Annotated in this window: 15 protein-coding genes; 12 read left to right on the top strand and 3 right to left on the bottom strand. The window is 66.4% G+C overall.

Annotated features, from left to right (window positions below):
- The first annotated feature begins 161 nt into the window (after window positions 1–161).
- The 4 genes from GGC64_RS04570 (at window position 162) to GGC64_RS34555 (ending at window position 5007) form a co-directional block, all read left to right on the top strand.
- Window positions 162–1796: a DAK2 domain-containing protein gene (locus GGC64_RS04570; RefSeq protein ID WP_192721247.1), complete on the top strand. Its 1635-nt coding sequence runs from the start codon at window positions 162–164 to the stop codon at window positions 1794–1796.
- Between the two features lie 2 nt (window positions 1797–1798).
- A complete protein-coding gene (gene recG, locus GGC64_RS04565; RefSeq protein ID WP_192721246.1) occupies window positions 1799–4009 on the top strand; it encodes an ATP-dependent DNA helicase RecG in 2211 nt (736 codons plus the stop codon).
- Window positions 4006–4710: an HNH endonuclease family protein gene (locus GGC64_RS04560; RefSeq protein ID WP_192721245.1), complete on the top strand. Its 705-nt coding sequence runs from the start codon at window positions 4006–4008 to the stop codon at window positions 4708–4710. Before recG ends, GGC64_RS04560 begins: the two co-directional genes overlap by 4 nt.
- Window positions 4711–4845: 135 nt before the next feature.
- The gene (locus GGC64_RS34555; protein ID WP_225951163.1) at window positions 4846–5007 is read left to right on the top strand and encodes a hypothetical protein; all 162 of its coding nucleotides are present in this window, start codon (window positions 4846–4848) and stop codon (window positions 5005–5007) included.
- A 137-nt stretch (window positions 5008–5144) separates the two neighbouring features.
- On the opposite strand, the gene GGC64_RS04550 is transcribed toward GGC64_RS34555, so the two are convergent.
- Together GGC64_RS04550 and GGC64_RS04545 are read right to left on the bottom strand one after the other, a co-directional pair.
- Window positions 5145–5984, bottom strand: a complete 840-nt coding sequence (locus tag GGC64_RS04550; RefSeq protein ID WP_192721244.1) for an aldo/keto reductase — start codon at window positions 5982–5984, stop codon at window positions 5145–5147.
- Window positions 5985–5989: 5 nt separating this feature from the next.
- A complete protein-coding gene (locus GGC64_RS04545) occupies window positions 5990–6820 on the bottom strand; it encodes an aldo/keto reductase (RefSeq protein ID WP_192721243.1) in 831 nt (276 codons plus the stop codon).
- Between GGC64_RS04545 and GGC64_RS04540 the strand changes: the two genes are divergently transcribed.
- The 5 genes from GGC64_RS04540 to rsmD are packed head-to-tail and all read left to right on the top strand — an operon-like array spanning window position 6819 to window position 13396.
- Window positions 6819–7925, top strand: a complete 1107-nt coding sequence (locus GGC64_RS04540) for an alpha/beta hydrolase (RefSeq protein ID WP_192721242.1) — start codon at window positions 6819–6821, stop codon at window positions 7923–7925. The genes GGC64_RS04545 and GGC64_RS04540 overlap by 2 nt on opposite strands.
- A gap of 35 nt (window positions 7926–7960) precedes the next feature.
- Entirely contained in the window at window positions 7961–8791 is an 831-nt protein-coding gene (locus GGC64_RS04535; protein ID WP_192721241.1) for a DsbA family protein, read from the top strand.
- Window positions 8788–9420: a vitamin K epoxide reductase family protein gene (locus GGC64_RS04530; protein ID WP_192721240.1), complete on the top strand. Its 633-nt coding sequence runs from the start codon at window positions 8788–8790 to the stop codon at window positions 9418–9420. Before GGC64_RS04535 ends, GGC64_RS04530 begins: the two co-directional genes overlap by 4 nt.
- Window positions 9421–9449: 29 nt before the next feature.
- Window positions 9450–12833, top strand: coding sequence for a pyruvate carboxylase (locus GGC64_RS04525; protein ID WP_192721239.1), 3384 nt, complete (start codon window positions 9450–9452; stop codon window positions 12831–12833).
- Window positions 12830–13396: a 16S rRNA (guanine(966)-N(2))-methyltransferase RsmD gene (gene rsmD / locus GGC64_RS04520; RefSeq protein ID WP_192722393.1), complete on the top strand. Its 567-nt coding sequence runs from the start codon at window positions 12830–12832 to the stop codon at window positions 13394–13396. Before GGC64_RS04525 ends, rsmD begins: the two co-directional genes overlap by 4 nt.
- Here rsmD and GGC64_RS04515 read toward each other — a convergent pair.
- Complete coding sequence (locus tag GGC64_RS04515; RefSeq protein ID WP_192721238.1) at window positions 13342–14064, bottom strand: helix-turn-helix transcriptional regulator; 723 nt, start codon at window positions 14062–14064, stop codon at window positions 13342–13344. The genes rsmD and GGC64_RS04515 overlap by 55 nt on opposite strands.
- Before the next feature lie 65 nt (window positions 14065–14129).
- Between GGC64_RS04515 and GGC64_RS04510 the strand changes: the two genes are divergently transcribed.
- From GGC64_RS04510 to GGC64_RS04500, 3 genes are all read left to right on the top strand, one after another.
- The gene (locus GGC64_RS04510; RefSeq protein ID WP_192721237.1) at window positions 14130–14543 is read left to right on the top strand and encodes a nuclear transport factor 2 family protein; all 414 of its coding nucleotides are present in this window, start codon (window positions 14130–14132) and stop codon (window positions 14541–14543) included.
- A 23-nt stretch (window positions 14544–14566) separates the two neighbouring features.
- Window positions 14567–15043: a pantetheine-phosphate adenylyltransferase gene (gene coaD / locus GGC64_RS04505; protein ID WP_192721236.1), complete on the top strand. Its 477-nt coding sequence runs from the start codon at window positions 14567–14569 to the stop codon at window positions 15041–15043.
- Between the two features lie 85 nt (window positions 15044–15128).
- Window positions 15129–15695, top strand: a complete 567-nt coding sequence (locus GGC64_RS04500; protein ID WP_192721235.1) for a hemerythrin domain-containing protein — start codon at window positions 15129–15131, stop codon at window positions 15693–15695.
- Window positions 15696–15711 lie beyond the last annotated feature (16 nt).

Raw genomic sequence — 15711 nt, 5'->3', positions numbered from 1 at the left:
CTCGCTGGAGACCAGCAGGTGAACCCGACAACCTGACCAGGATACCGGCCACATGATCGAACACCAAAAACGCATCCACCGGCGCGAACGTTGTGACGAGCCTGTCAGCGATCCTAGCTAGGCTGGCGCCCACGGCGGCACGGCGCACGGGGAGGTTTTGAATGTCGGCTCGGCGGCTCGATGCCTCCGCTCTGCGGGACTGGGCACATACCGCCGTCGGCGACCTCATTTCCCATACCGACGAGATCAACAGGCTCAATGTGTTCCCGGTCGCGGACGCCGACACCGGGACAAACATGCTGTTCACGATGCGTTCCGCGTGGGCGCAGGCCGACACGCACGCCGACAGCGACGACGTCGCCGAGATCGCGGCAGCACTGGCCGCGGGCGCGCTGCACGGCGCGCGGGGCAATTCGGGCGTCATCCTTTCGCAGATCTTGCGGGGCCTGGCCGACGTCGTCACCACCGCGGCGGCTGACACCCGAGGAGCGCTGGCCGACATCGACGGCCCCCTTTTCGCAGCGGCCCTTCGGCATGCGATCGGCCTTGTCGTCGCGTCGATGGGGGAGCCGGTGCCCGGCACCATCGTCTCGGTACTGCAGGAAGCTGCGGGTGCGGCCGAACACGCAGGCGCCGACGGGGCAGGCCTCGCTGACGTGGTGAATGCGGCAGCCGAAGCGGCGGCGGTCGCGTTGGACAAGACCACAGGACAACTCGATGTGCTGGCCGAGGCCGGCGTGGTGGACGCAGGCGGCCGTGGCCTGCTGGTACTGCTGGACGCGATGAGCACGACGCTGACCGGGCGCGCGCCGCACCGGCATGCCTATCAGCCGTCGCCGCCCCAAGCCGACGCCGCCGTCGCCGCGGCGGCCGCGCCGCAATTCGAGGTGATGTACCTGCTCAGCGGTTGCGACGCCAACCGCGTCGAGACGCTGCGCGAGCGGCTGGACCAGTTGGGCGAATCAGTTGCCATCGCGGCGTCGGCCGACGGTGCTGGCCACTACTCGGTGCACGTCCACACCGACGATGCCGGCGCGGCGGTGGAGGCGGCGTTATCGGTCGGCAGGCCGAGCCGGATCCAGATCACCTCGCTGTCTGGGGGTTCGGGTGCCCGGCCTGCCGGCGGGTGGACCCGTGAACGGGCGGTCCTGGCCGTGGTCGACGGCGACGGCGCGGCGGAACTGTTCGGCGGCGAGGGCGCACACGTGTTGCGACAGGAAGCCGATGCGCCGGTGAGCGCCAAGCAACTGCTGCACGCGCTCGTCAACACCGGCGCCGCACAGATCATGGTGCTGCCCAACGGCTATGTCGCAGCCGAGGAACTCGTCGCTGGCTGCACCGCCGCGATCGGGTGGGGCATCGACGTCGTGCCGGTGCCTGCGGGGTCGATGGTTCAGGGGCTCGCGGCGCTGGCGGTGCACGACGCCGAGCGGCAGGCCGTTGACGACGGGTACACCATGGCCCGTGCTGCCGCGAGCGCCCGGCACGGCTCTGTCCGCGTGGCCACCGAGGAGGCGCTGACATGGGCGGGCATGTGTAAGCCGGGCGACGGGCTGGCGATCTCCGGTGACGAGGTGCTGATCGTCGGAAACAACGTCACCGAGGCCGGCGCGGGCCTGATCGATCTGCTGCTGGCCTCCGGCGGTGAACTCGTGACCGTCCTGACCGGAGCCGGTGTCGACGGCAGTGTCGGGAAAGCGTTGCAGGAGCACGCACATCGTCATCACCCGGGGACCGAGCTGGTGACCTATCACACCGACCACCGCGGCGATGCGCTGCTGATCGGGGTGGAGTAGCCGTGGCCGCGTTGACCGACCGGCTCGAGTTCGTCCTCGGCAAGAAGGCCGCGGATCCGCTCGCCGAACACTTCGGCATGCGCACGGTCAACGACCTGCTGCGCCATTACCCACGCAAATACAGCGACGGCATGACGGTGCTCGAAGAGGGCGAGGAACTCGAGGAAGGTGAACACGTCACGTTCGTCGACGTCATTGCCAAGGCGGAGACCAGGTGGACCAACCGCGCGCCCAAGCGTGAGTACCTCGTTGTGACGCTGCGCGATCGCCGACCGAAGGTGACGGCCACCTTCTTCAACGCCAAGTATCTGAAGAGGGGTCTGGTCGAGGGCACTCGCTTGATGCTGTCCGGAGAGGTCGGATACTTCAAGGGGACAATGCAATTGACCCATCCGGCGTTTCTGGTGCTGGAGTCGCCCAGCGGCAGGCAATTCGGCACCAAGTCTCTGAAGACCATCGCTGCGACGTCGGACGCGACGGGCGAGGACTTGCTCTCGGTATTCGAGCGGGAATTCTTCCCGATCTATGCCGCGAACTCCAAGGTCCAGAGCTGGGATATCTACGCGTGTGTGCGCCAGGTCCTCGACGTGCTCGATCCCGTCACCGAACCGTTGCCGAAAGCTGTTCTGCAGCAGCGCAATCTGATAACCGAGGACGAGGCGTTACGTGCCATCCATCTGGCCGAGAAGGCGGCTGAACGGGAGCGTGCCGAGGAACGGCTGCGGTTCGACGAAGCGGTTGGGCTGCAATGGGCCTTGGTGGGGCGTCGATACAGCGAACTGAGCGAATCCGGCCCTGTCGCACCTCCGCAACCGGGCGGTCTGCTGGCCGCGATGCGCGAACAACTGCCGTTCGAATTGACCGACGGCCAAAAGGAAGTGCTCGAGGTGCTGACGGCCGAGCTTGCGGCCAGCAGGCCCATGAACAGAATGCTGCAGGGCGAGGTGGGTTCGGGTAAGACGATCGTCTCCGTCCTCGCCATGCTTCAGATGGTCGATGCCGGCTACCAATGCGCATTGTTGGCGCCGACGGAAGTCCTTGCCGCCCAACATGCTCGGTCGGTCCGCGATGTCCTTGGCCCCTTGGCGATGGCGGGACAACTCGGCGGAGCGGACCGGGCGACTCGCATCGCGCTGCTGACCGGATCCATGTCGGCACAGCAAAAACGCGAGGTGCGCGACGAGATCGCGAGTGGCGAAGCAGGCTTCGTCATCGGTACCCACGCGCTGCTGCAGGAGTCGGTCGAGTTTCATCGGCTGGGCATGGTGGTCGTCGACGAACAGCACCGGTTCGGCGTCGAGCAGCGAGACACGTTGCGCGCCAAGGCTCCTGACGGACTGACGCCCCACTTGCTGGTGATGACTGCGACGCCGATTCCACGCACGGTCGCGCTGACTCAATACGGTGACCTGGAAACGTCGACGCTGCGCGAGCTTCCGCGAGGCCGCCAACCGATCACCACCAACCCGATCTTTGTCAGGGAAAAGCCGGCGTGGCTCGAACGGGCCTGGCAGCGCGTCGTCGAAGAAGTGCGCGCCGGTCGGCAGGCCTATGTCGTCGCATCACGGATCGACGAGGATGACAAGCCCGCCAAGAACGACCAAGGTCCGCCCGCGACCACGGTGGTCAAGTTGTTCGATCAGCTGCGCCGGGGACAGCTTGCAGGCTTGCGGCTGGGCTTGATGCACGGGCGGCTACCCAGCGACGAGAAGGACGCCGTGATGGCCGAATTCCGCGCGGGCCAGATCGATGTGCTGGTGTGCACCACCGTCATTGAGGTCGGCGTGGATGTGCCGAATGCGACCGTGATGGTCGTGGTCGACGCCGACCGGTTCGGGATCAGCCAGCTGCACCAGCTCCGGGGCCGCATCGGCCGCGGCCAGCACCCCAGCCTGTGCCTGCTGGCCACGCAGCTACCCGAGGATTCGAAAGCCGGGCAACGGCTGAAGGCCGTCGCGGGCACGCTGGACGGTTTCAAGCTCGCCGACCTCGACCTCGCCGAACGCCAAGAGGGAGATGTGTTGGGGCTCACGCAATCCGGCCGACCCGTCACACTGCGGTTCCTGCTGCTTGCCGAGCACCTCGGTGTCATCCTCGACGCACGTGAGCTCTGCGAGGAGCTCTATGAGAAGAACCCGGCCGATCCGGGTATGGCGTTGCTGGCCGCGCAATTCGTCGACAACGACCGGGTCGAATACCTGGACAAGGCATGACGCGTAACCGCCTGTTGTGGTTGGTGCTCTCGGTTGCTTTGGCCGTCGTGGTCGCCGTTCAGGGGACGACATCGGACGAGCGTGGGCAATTCGTCGCTCAGGCCGATATCCCCACAGTCGCGCCGGGTGTCGATGTGCTCGCGGACATCCCGGAGGTGCCGTTCCGAATTCGGAGCTACGACTATCACCGGGATGCGTTCGGTGACTCGTGGACCGACGACAACCCGGCACCGGGCGGTCACAACGGCTGCGATACCCGAAACGACATCCTCGACCGCGATCTCGTCGACAAGACGTATGTGTCGATCAAGCGGTGTCCCAAGGCCGTTGCGACGGGCATATTGCACGACCCGTACACCAACACGACCGTGGCGTTCACGCGCGGCGCGCAGGTCGGCGCAGCGGTGCAGATCGACCACATCGTCCCGCTGGCATTGGCATGGGACCTCGGCGCCCGCAACTGGCCCGACGACATGCGCGTGCGGTTCGCCAACGACCCGGCGAATCTCATTGCGGTAGAAGGCCAGGCGAACCAGGACAAGGGCGACAAGGAGCCTGCGGTTTGGCTGCCGCCCAACCACGCATTCTGGTGCCAGTACGCGGTGCAGTTCGCAAACGTATTGCGCGGCTACGGTCTGCCGGTCGATGCGCCGTCGGCGACGGCGCTGCGTGACGCGGCAGCCACCTGCCCGACGGGTTGACTGTCCGGTTAACGGGTTGATTACTCATGCCAGGCGTGTGTAATCAACCCGCCAAGCCCGCCTCGTCGAAGTTGTCCACAAGAATGGGCGTCGCGCGCTGGCCGCGACCCGGCCTGTGGTGCAACCCTAACGACCATGGCGCGACGGGCTTGGCATCTCGGGCACGTCGAGCACCTGGCCGGGGTGCAGGATGGAGTCGTCGGGCGCCGTCAGATCCTCGCCGCCGGCGGCACCGACGGCGACATCACTCGATTACTGCGTCGCCGCGAATTGACGCAGGTGTATCGCGGCGTCTAAGTCAACCACACCGGTCGGCTGACCTGGGCACAGCGGGAATGGGCTGGGGTGCTGGCCTATTGGCCCGCCGCGCTGGCTCACGCGTCGGCATTGCCTGACCCGCCGACCGCGGTCCTGCCCGTTAGCGTGCCCGACGATTAGGTTCCCGTGTAGGTGTCTGGATTCGGGCGGAAGCGGGTGCCGTCGTCGAGGCCGTTCAGCGTGGCCATCTCGTCGTCGGTCAGCTCGAAGTCGAACACGTCGAGGTTCGACTTGATGCGCTCCGGGTTCGCCGAGCGCGGGATGACCACATTGCCCAGCTGAATGCTCCAGCGGATCAGCACCTGCGCCGGTGTCTTGCCGTGTGCCTGCGCGACGGTCCCGATCGTCGGGTTGTCCAGCAGCTGGCCGATGCCGAGCGGTCCGTAGGCCTCGGTGACGATGCCGTACTCCGCGTTGACCCTCCGTAGCTCGGCCTGGTTCAGCAGCGGGTGCAGCTCGATCTGGTTGATGGCAGGCGTGAAGTACGACAGGTCGATGATGTCGGAAAGGTGCTCTGCGTGGAAGTTGGCCACACCGATCGAGCGGGTGTCGCCGTCCTGTTTGCGCTTCATCAGGCCACCCCAGCTGTCCACATACTTGCCCTGCTCGCCTGCGGGCCAATGGATCAGGTACAGGTCGACATACTCCAGACCCAACCGCTCAAGGCTCGCCTTCAGCGCGTCCTGCGACGACTGGAAGCCCAGATCAGCGGTGGCCAGCTTGGTGGTGATGAACAGCTCCTCGCGGGGCACACCCGACGCTGCGATGGCCCGGCCGACAGCCCCCTCGTTGCCGTAGGCGGCCGCGGTGTCGATCAACCGGTAGCCGGCTTCGAGCGCCGTCGAAACGGCCTGTTCGGTTTCGGAGTCCGACAACTCGCCGACGCCAAGACCGATGACGGGGATCGTGTTCTCATCGTTGAGAGTGATGGTGGGAATCGCAGCCGGCGGCGTCATGGCACCTATCCTGTGAAGTTGAACGTCCGTGGATCGGGACCCAGTCGCGTTCCGTCGCCCAGCGAAGAGATGGTCGCCATCTCCTGCTCGCTCAGCTCGAAATCGAACACGTCGAAGTTACTCACAATTCGCTCGGGGGTCACCGACTTCGGGATGACTATATTGCCGAGTTGGATATGCCACCTAATCAGTGCCTGCGCTGGCGTTTTGCCGTGGGCATCCGCGACGGTCGTGACGGTCGGATTGCTCAGCAGCGAGCCCTGTCCAAGCGGGCTCCACGCTTCGGTCGCGACGCCGAGCTGGGCGTGCACCTCCCGCAACTCCTCCTGCTGCAGCAGCGGATGCAGCTCGATCTGGTTGACGGCTGGGACGATTCCGGTGGCGTCCACCAGCATTCGCAGGTGTTCGGGTTCGAAGTTGCTCACCCCGATCGACCGGATTCGGCCCTGGTCGCGTAGCTGCGCAAACGCCTTGAAGGTCTCGACGAACAGGTTCTTCGCCGGCATCGGCCAATGGATCAGGTAGAGATCCAGGTATTCCATTCCGAGGCGTTCCATGCTGGCGTCGAACGCCGCGAGCGTGTTGTCGTAGCCCTGGTCGGCGTTCCACAACTTGGTGGTGACGAAGACGTCCTCGCGAGGTAGGCCGGATGCTGCGACGGACTTACCGACCTCGCGCTCGTTGAAGTACCCTGCGGCGGTGTCGACGTGCCGATACCCGGCCTCCAGTGCGGTCGCCACCGCGCGCTCGGTGTCTTCGGCGGGCGTCTGCCAGACGCCGAGTCCAACCTGGGGCATCGAATAACCGTCGTTGAGCGTGATCAAGGGAGCAGCCATGACTCAGAGTCTGCCAGGACAGGCGACGACTGTCGGACCGGCTCGACCCGCCAAGGCCCCGATCGTCAACGCCGCCGCGGGGCTGACGATGCGGTCGCTGCCCCGGATACCGCAGCCCGTCAAACGCCTTCTGCTGGGCGGCCGTTCGATCACGATCGACGGCAACACTCTGGACACGACACTGCAATTGATGCTCGCAGGCATGACCGCCACCGGCCTCAACCGTCTCGTCGCCAGTCCGGACGTCCCCGTGGCCAGGCAACAGTTGCGCGTGACGGCGGCCGGCTTCAAACGGCACCTTGCCGTCGGCTCGGTGACCAATCTCTCGATACCGGGGCCTGCGGGGCCGATCGCGGCACGCCACTACCGGCCCACCGACGGCGACGGCCAACCGCTGTTGGTCTTCTACCACGGCGGTGGTCAGGTCACCGGTGACCTCGACACGCACGACGACCTGTGCCGGCACATCTGCCGCGAAGGCGCGTTGCACGTCTTGTCCGTGGACTACCGGCTCGCTCCCGAGCATAAGGCGCCCGCAGGATCGGAGGACGCATATGCCGCGTTCAGTTGGGCGTTGAGCCACGCCCAGGAGGTGGGCGCCGACCCGAGCCGGGTGGCCGTTGGCGGCGACAGCGCAGGAGGCAACCTCGCGGCAGTCGTATCGCTACGTGCGCGCGACGAGGGCGCGCCACCGCCGGTGTTGCAGTTCCTGCTCTATCCGGTCGTCAACTACCGCGACGAAACCCGTTCGCAGACATTGTTCGCCGACGGGTTCTTCCTCACCAAGGCCGATCTGCACTTTTGCCGCCACCAATTCCTGGACGGCGCGGACATCGACGCCTCGGACCCGCGGGTGTCACCGCTGCTGGCCGATGATTTCACCGGTCTGCCGCCTGCGCTGCTGCTGAGCGCCGGCTTCGACCCGCTGCGCGACGAGGACAGGCAGTACGCGGACGCACTGCGAAATGCGGGGGTGCCGGTCGATCATCGCGAGTTCGGTTCGCTCATCCATGGTTTTGCCAACTTCTTCCCGCTCGGCGGCGGCAGCGCGACGGCGATGGCCGAAACCATCTCTGCCCTGCGTGCCCATCTCGCCCGCGCGTGAAAAGGCTCGGATGAGCCGCCGGTACTCTTGACGTCGTGGCGACCAAACCGAAGAAGCAAGCCAGCTACGACCTGAAGGCAGCCGACCGCAAGCGCAACCTGGCGATCCAGATCGGGCTGACCGCGGTCGTCGTGGTCTTCGCCGTCGCACTGGTGCTCTACATCGTGATGTCAGGCGACAAGAAGCCGGTGTCGGGCGATGCCAAGGCCATCCGCGTCGCCTCGAGCAATGTGATCAAGAAGGAAGGCAGCGACGACCCCAAGGTCGTGCTGTCGATGTACGAAGACTTCCTGTGCCCGCACTGCGGCGAGTTCGAGCAGCAGTTCGGACCCACGGTGAGCAAGCTGATCGACAGCGGTGCGGTAGCCGCCGACTACTACATGGTCGCGATCCTGGACCGGCAGGGCAACGGATACTCGTCGCGCGCCGCGAACGCCGCCTACTGCGTAGCCGACGAATCCACCGATGCGTTCCGTCGTTTCCACGCCGCGCTTTACGCGCAGCAGCCCCAAGAGGGCGCGGGCGTGTACCCGGACAACGCGCGGCTGATAGAGATCGCTCGGCAGGCCGGTGCCGCGGGCGGCGTTCCGGACTGCATCAACAAGGGCCGCTACACCGAGATGGTGCAAGGCCTGGCCAAGGCGACCGGCATCCAGGCCACCCCGACCATCCGGATCAACGGTCAGGACTACCAATTCAGCACACCCGACGCGTTGATCGCCAAGATCAAGGAAACCGTCGGCGACATTCCGGGCCTGAGCGCTGCGCCGGCCGCTCCCGCTCCGACGCCGGCGGCCGCGCCGCAGGCTCCCGCTCCCGCTCCTGCGCCGGCCCCGTCGATCACACCGCCGACAACAACGCGATGACGGTGGCCGCGCCCAGCGACGTCCAGCCGAGTGAACCCGCGGCCGACGGGCCGAACCGGGTACCGGTCGGGCGGGCCAGCGCGGTGTGGATTCTTCTCGCCGGCGTCGTCGGGCTCGCCGCTGCGCTGACGCTGACGGTCGAGAAGATCGAGATTCTGATCAACCCCGCCTATGTGCCGTCGTGCAGCATCAACCCGGTGCTGTCGTGCGGTTCGGTGATGATCACTCCGCAGGCGTCGGCTTTCGGCTTTCCCAACCCGCTGATCGGCATCGTCGCGTTCAGCGTCGTGGTGGTGAGCGGGGTGCTCGCATTGGCCAGGGTGAGCCTGCCGCGGTGGTATTGGGTCGGTCTGGCCACCGGCACGCTGCTCGGCGTGGCGTTCATCCACTGGCTGATCTTTCAGAGCCTGTACCGCATCGGCGCGCTGTGCCCGTACTGCATGGGCGTGTGGGCGGTCACCATCCCGCTGTTCGTCGTGGTCGCCTCGATCGCGCTGCAGCCGGTGGAATCGAACACGGTCGCGCGGGCGCTCTACACCTGGCGGTGGTCGCTGGTCGCGTTGTGGTTCACCGCGCTGGTCTTGATGATCCTGGTGCGTTTTTGGGACTACTGGTCGACGCTGCTCTAGTCGGCGTCATCGGGGGATAGGGTCGTCTCGTGATTTCGAAGGTTCTGGTCGCCAACCGCGGGGAAATCGCGATCCGCGCGTTTCGGGCGGCCTACGAGATGGGCATCGCGACGGTCGCGGTCTACGCGCACGAGGACCGCAATTCCCTGCATCGTCTCAAGGCCGACGAGTCATATCAGATCGGGGATACGGGCCACCCGGTCCGGGCGTATCTCTCGGTCGACGAGATCGTGCGCGTTGCGCAGCAGTCCGGCGCCGACGCCATCTATCCGGGCTACGGCTTCCTTTCGGAGAACCCCGATCTGGCCGCTGCGTGTGCGGCGGCAGGCATCACGTTCGTCGGGCCAGGTGCGGAAATCCTCGAGTTGGCGGGCAACAAGTCGCGCGCGATCGCCGCCGCCAGGGCCGCGGGATTGCCGGTGCTCAACTCGTCGGCGCCGTCGGCATCGGCCGACGAGCTGATAGCGGCCGCGGCGGACATGGAGTTCCCGTTGTTCGTCAAGGCGGTCTCCGGCGGCGGCGGACGCGGCATGCGCCGGGTGGCCGACGCCGCAGCACTGCCCGAGGCCATCGAGGCCGCGTCCCGCGAGGCCGAGTCGGCTTTCGGCGACCCGACGCTGTACCTGGAGCAGGCGGTGCTCAACCCGCGTCACATCGAGGTGCAGATCCTGGCCGACACCCACGGCAACGTGATGCACCTGTTCGAGCGCGACTGCAGCCTGCAGCGTCGGCACCAGAAGGTCATCGAACTCGCACCGGCGCCGAACCTGCCGGAGGAGTTGCGAAACAAGATCTGCGCCGACGCGGTCGCGTTCGCCCGCCAGATCAACTACAGCTACGCGGGCACCGTGGAGTTCCTGCTCGACGAGCGCGGCCACTACGTGTTCATCGAGATGAACCCGCGCATCCAGGTCGAGCACACCGTCACCGAGGAGATCACCGACGTCGACCTGGTCGCCAGCCAGCTGCGCGTAGCCGACGGTGAGACGCTGGAAGAGCTTGGGCTGAGCCAGGATTCGTTGCAGCTGCACGGCGCCGCTATGCAGTGCCGCATCACCACTGAGGATCCAGCCAACGGCTTCCGTCCCGACACCGGCCGGATCACCGGTTACCGATCGCCCGGCGGTGCCGGCATCCGGCTGGACGGCGGTTCGCATCTGGGTGCGGACATCAGCGCGCACTTCGACTCGATGCTGGTGAAGCTCACGTGTCGCGGACGAGATTTCTCCGCTGCGATCGCCCGGGCCCGCCGAGCGTTGGCCGAGTTCCGGATCCGCGGTGTTTCGACGAACATCCCGTTCTTGATGGCGGTGGTCAACGACCCGGACTTCCGCGCCGGACGTGTGACGACGTCGTTCATCGACGAGCGGCCCTATCTGCTGACCGCGCGCACGCCCGCCGACCGCGGCACCAAGATCCTCAACTATCTCGCCGACGTCACCGTCAACCAGCCGCACGGGCCAAGGCCGTCGACGGTCTACCCGCAAGACAAACTTCCCCAGATCGATCTCGACGCGGCGCCACCACGCGGCAGCAAGCAACTGCTGGCCGAGGTGGGCCCGGAGGGCTTCGCTCAGTGGCTGCGCGAATCCAAGTCCGTCGGCGTCACCGACACGACGTTCCGCGACGCGCACCAGTCGCTGCTGGCTACGCGGCTGCGCACCACCGGTTTGTTGATGGTCGCCCCGTACATCGCGCGGATGACCCCGCAGCTGTTGTCCATCGAGTGCTGGGGTGGTGCGACTTACGATGTGGCACTTCGGTTTTTGAAGGAAGATCCGTGGGAACGGCTGGCAGCGCTTCGCGAAGCGGTGCCCAACATCTGCCTGCAGATGCTGCTGCGGGGCCGCAACACGGTTGGCTACACGCCATATCCCGAGTCGGTCACGTACGCGTTCGTGCAGGAGGCGACGGCGACCGGCATCGACATCTACCGCATCTTCGACGCGCTCAACAACGTCGACTCGATGCGGCCTGCCATCGACGCGGTACGCGAAACCGGTACGGCGGTGGCCGAAGTCGCGATGAGCTACACCGGCGATCTTTCGGACCCGAACGAGAACCTCTACACGCTGGACTACTACCTCAAGCTCGCCGAGCAGATCGTCGACGCAGGCGCACACGTGCTGGCGATCAAGGACATGGCCGGGCTGTTGCGCCCACAGGCGGCCACCCAATTGGTGTCGGCCTTGCGCAGCCGGTTCGACCTGCCGGTGCATGTGCACACCCACGACACCCCGGGCGGGCAGTTGGCCACCTATCTGGCGGCCTGGCAGGCCGGCGCCAACGCCGTCGACGGGGCGTCGGCGCCGCTGGCGGGCACCACCAGTCAGCCCGCGTTGTCCTCCATCGTCGCGGCGGCCGCGCACACCGAGTACGACACCGGGTTGTCGCTGTCGGCGGTGTGCGACCTGGAGCCGTACTGGGAGGCGCTGCGAAAGGTGTACGCGCCCTTCGAATCTGGGATTCCGGGACCGACGGGTCGGGTATATCACCACGAGATCCCCGGCGGTCAGCTGTCGAATCTGCGTCAACAGGCGATCGCACTCGGCCTCGGTGACCGGTTCGAGGAGATCGAGGCGAATTACGCTGCCGCGGACCGGATTTTGGGCAGGCTGGTGAAGGTGACCCCGTCTTCGAAGGTGGTCGGCGATCTGGCGTTGGCATTGGTCGGTGCCGGCGTGTCCGCCGAAGAATTCGCCGAGGACCCAGCGAAGTTCGACATTCCCGACTCGGTGATCGGCTTCCTGCGTGGTGAGCTCGGCGACCCGCCCGGCGGCTGGCCGGAACCGTTGCGCACCAAGGCACTTGCGGGGCGCCCGCCGGCCAAGGCCCAGCAAGAGTTATCCCCGGAGGACGAGGCAGTGCTCGGGCAGTCTGGCGAGACCCGCCAGGCTGCCTTGAACCGACTGCTGTTCCCTGCTCCGACAAAGGAGTTCGAGGCCCACCGGGAAGCCTTCGGCGACACCTCGAGCCTGAGCGCCAACCAGTTCTTCTACGGGCTGCGCAGTGGCGAAGAGCACCGCGTCAGGCTCGAACGCGGTGTCGAGTTGCTGATCGGGCTGGAAGCGGTCTCCGAACCAGACGAACGAGGAATGCGCACGGTGATGTGCATCCTCAACGGACAGCTGCGCCCGGTGGTGGTCCGGGATCGCAGCGTCGCCAGCGAAATTCCGACCGCCGAGAAGGCCGAGCGGTCCAACCCCGACCACGTCGCCGCCCCGTTCGCAGGCGTCGTCACGGTCAACGTCGTCGCCGACGATGAGGTCGAGGCCGGACAGACCATCGCCACCATCGAGGCCATGAAGATGGAGGCCGCGATCACCGCCCCCAAGGCAGGCAAAGTCAGCCGCGTGGCCGTATCGGCCACCGCGCAGGTCGAAGGCGGCGACCTGCTGGTGGTGGTCAGCTGACGCGCATCGTCGCCGGCGCGTTCGGCGGGAGGCGAATCGCTGTGCCGCGCACCGGAACTCGACCGACCACCGATCGGGTGCGGGAGTCGCTGTTCAATGTGCTGGCGGCACGCGTCGATTTCGCGGGGGCTTCGGTGCTCGACCTGTACGCGGGTTCGGGCGCACTCGGTCTCGAGGCGCTGTCGCGGGGCGCGACGTCGGCGGTGTTCGTCGAATCCGATCAGCGCGCCGCGGCCGTCATCGCCAAGAACATCGCGTCGCTGGGAGTAGCGGCCGACGTGCGGCGTGCACCCGTCGCCGCTGTGCTGTCTGGGCGCGCCGGCCGGTCGGTGGATCTGGTGTTCGCCGACCCGCCCTACGAGGTCCCTGCCGCCGAGATCGAAGCGATGCTGACCGCGCTGGTCGACGGCGGCTGGGTGCGCGACGGGTCGGTCGTGATCGTGGAACGCGGGACATCAGGGCCGGAGCTGGCCTGGCCCGACGGGTGGGAAGCGTGGCGCTCACGCCGCTACGGCGACACCCGCATCGAGCTCGCCAGCCACGCGTCGACCCGATCGTCGTAGTCGCGCGCAACGCGCAAGCTGCGTCCCGTCCCGCGGGAGATCCAGCCCAGTTCGAGAAACCGACGCGTCAGGAGCGCAGGAAGCGCACCTGCCAGATGGGGCCTGCGCTGCGTCCAGTCCACGCAGTCGCGGGCGAACACCCGCCGCTTCGTATTCGGTTGTGCCGCATCGATTCCCAGAACGTTCATCAGATCGTGCCCGTGCGCGGTCAGCCGGTGATCGCGGCCGTCGACCATGTGCAGTGCGTCGGCGTCCAGCAGCCGCTCGCGCAGTTCGACCCCACGCCTTCCCGCGATGTGGTCGTAGCACGTCCTGGCTTCGGCGAGGGATCTGGCCGCACGATCCGTCCGCAGCGAACGCACCGGGGTCGGCGGCGCCAGCTGTGCCAGCGCTTCGATCACGGCCGCCACGTGTGGCCCGGCCAGTTCGTGATACCGATGCCTGCCCTGGGCCCGCACGGTCACCAGCCCGCCGTCGACCAGTTGGCGTAGATGAGCGGTGGCGGTGGCGGGATGCACTCCGGCGCGATGGGCGAGTTCGCCCGCGGGCAGGCAGTGGCCTTCGGCCAGGGCACACAGAATCGCGATGCGCGTCGGATCACCGATCAACGACGCCACAGGTGCGAGATCCCGGTCGAGAACTCGCCCGGTGTCGTGTGGCTGCGCCATACCGCCACCATCGCACAATCACACTTCGGTCCAGACCAAAACATTGCGGACCTACCGTCGACCCCATGAACGCAAGCACCGAACAGATCGAGCACATCTTCACCGCATGGGACGAGGCTCTCGGCGCGAAGGACGTCGACGCCGCGCTAGCGCTCTATCAGCCCGACGCGACATTGGAGAGTCCGTTGGTTTGCCACCTGCTGGGCACCGAGGACGGCATCGTGCGGGGCCGAGAAGACTTGCGGCGCTTCGTGTCCAAGGTCTTCGAACACCAGCCGGCCAAGCGTCGTCGCCACCGCGCCGGCTTTCTGACCGACGGCGGCCGACTGGTCTGGGAGTATCCGCGCCAGACGCCGGAGGGCGACCAGATGGACATCGTCGAGGTGATGGAGATCCGTGACGGACTGATCGCCCGCCACCGGGTCTATTGGGGCTGGGTGAGTGTGGGAATGCTGAAGAGCGGGGCCCACTTGCGCTAACCGCCCTGCTAGCGTCATCGACCATGAGTGGCGCCGTATGCCCTGGATCGTTCGACCCGGTCACCCTCGGCCACGTGGACATCCTCGAGCGCGCGGCGGCACAGTTCGACGAGGTCGTTGTCGCGGTGCTGATCAACCCCAACAAGAAGGGCATGTTCACCCCCGACGAGCGCATCGCGATGATCGAGGAGTCGACGACGCATCTGCCGAATCTGCGCGTGGAGTCGGGGGAGGGTCTGGTCGTCGACTTTGTGAAGTCCCGTGGGCTCACCGCAATCGTCAAGGGTCTGCGCACGGGCACCGACTTCGAATACGAACTGCAGATGGCGCAGATGAACAAGCACATCGCCGGCGTCGACACGTTTTTCGTCGCGACCACGCCGCGGTACTCGTTCGTGTCGTCGTCACTGGCCAAAGAGGTGGCAACGCTCGGTGGCGACGTCTCAGAACTGCTGCCCGCGCCCGTCAATGAGCGTCTGCAGGCAAAGCTGAAGGGTTAATTGACGCTCGGCGTGGGTAGGACTGGGGTTGGCGTACAGCCCGTCAGCGCCTAGACCAACCCACGACCAGCGGAGGTGTATTGCCGTGGTTCAGACATTCGTCCAGTCGACCGATGATGTCGTCAAGTTCCTCAAAGACCAGCACAACCTGATCAAGGACATGTTCGAGGAGGTCTTCTCGGCCTCCGATCCGAAGGCCCGCGAGAAAGCCTTCATCGACCTGCGCACGCTGCTCGCGGTGCACGAGACCGCCGAGGAGATGGTGGTTCATCCACGGGCCCGGCGCGAGGTCGCCGACGGCGACACGATCGTGGACGCCCGGTTGAAGGAGGAGCACGAGGCCAAGGAACAGTTGTCCAAGCTGGAGAGCATGGACATTTCGTCGAAAGAGTTCCTCGACGAGTTGTCGAAGTTCCGCGACGCGGTGATCGACCATGCCGAGCATGAGGAGAACGAGGAGTTCACCAAGCTGGCTCGCGAGCTCGATGCCAACGACCGGGAGCGGATGGCCAAGGCCGTTCAGGCTGCAGAGGCGATCGCTCCGACCCGGCCGCACCCTGGCGTCGAGTCGGCGAAGATGAACTTTGCTGCCGGGCCGTTCGCTTCGATGCTGGACCGGGCCCGCGACCTCATCAAGCAGGCCACATCGTAGTGTGCTGAGCTGAAGC

Source organism: Mycobacterium sp. OAS707 (assembly GCF_014873705.1).
In the GTDB taxonomy this organism is placed as follows: Bacteria; Actinomycetota; Actinomycetes; order Mycobacteriales; family Mycobacteriaceae; genus Mycobacterium.
This window is presented reverse-complemented; position numbering and strand designations above follow the sequence as displayed.

Coding starts and splice junctions, on each gene's coding strand:
- GGC64_RS04570 (WP_192721247.1), top strand. CDS start 162: ATGTCGGCTCGGCGGCTCGATGCCTCCGCTCTGCGGGACTGGGCACAT.
- GGC64_RS04560 (WP_192721245.1), top strand. CDS start 4,006: ATGACGCGTAACCGCCTGTTGTGGTTGGTGCTCTCGGTTGCTTTGGCC.
- GGC64_RS34555 (WP_225951163.1), top strand. CDS start 4,846: ATGGCGCGACGGGCTTGGCATCTCGGGCACGTCGAGCACCTGGCCGGG.
- GGC64_RS04550 (WP_192721244.1), bottom strand. CDS start 5,984: ATGACGCCGCCGGCTGCGATTCCCACCATCACTCTCAACGATGAGAAC.
- GGC64_RS04540 (WP_192721242.1), top strand. CDS start 6,819: ATGACTCAGAGTCTGCCAGGACAGGCGACGACTGTCGGACCGGCTCGA.
- GGC64_RS04545 (WP_192721243.1), bottom strand. CDS start 6,820: ATGGCTGCTCCCTTGATCACGCTCAACGACGGTTATTCGATGCCCCAG.
- GGC64_RS04530 (WP_192721240.1), top strand. CDS start 8,788: ATGACGGTGGCCGCGCCCAGCGACGTCCAGCCGAGTGAACCCGCGGCC.
- GGC64_RS04515 (WP_192721238.1), bottom strand. CDS start 14,064: ATGGCGCAGCCACACGACACCGGGCGAGTTCTCGACCGGGATCTCGCA.
- GGC64_RS04510 (WP_192721237.1), top strand. CDS start 14,130: ATGAACGCAAGCACCGAACAGATCGAGCACATCTTCACCGCATGGGAC.
- coaD (WP_192721236.1), top strand. CDS start 14,567: ATGAGTGGCGCCGTATGCCCTGGATCGTTCGACCCGGTCACCCTCGGC.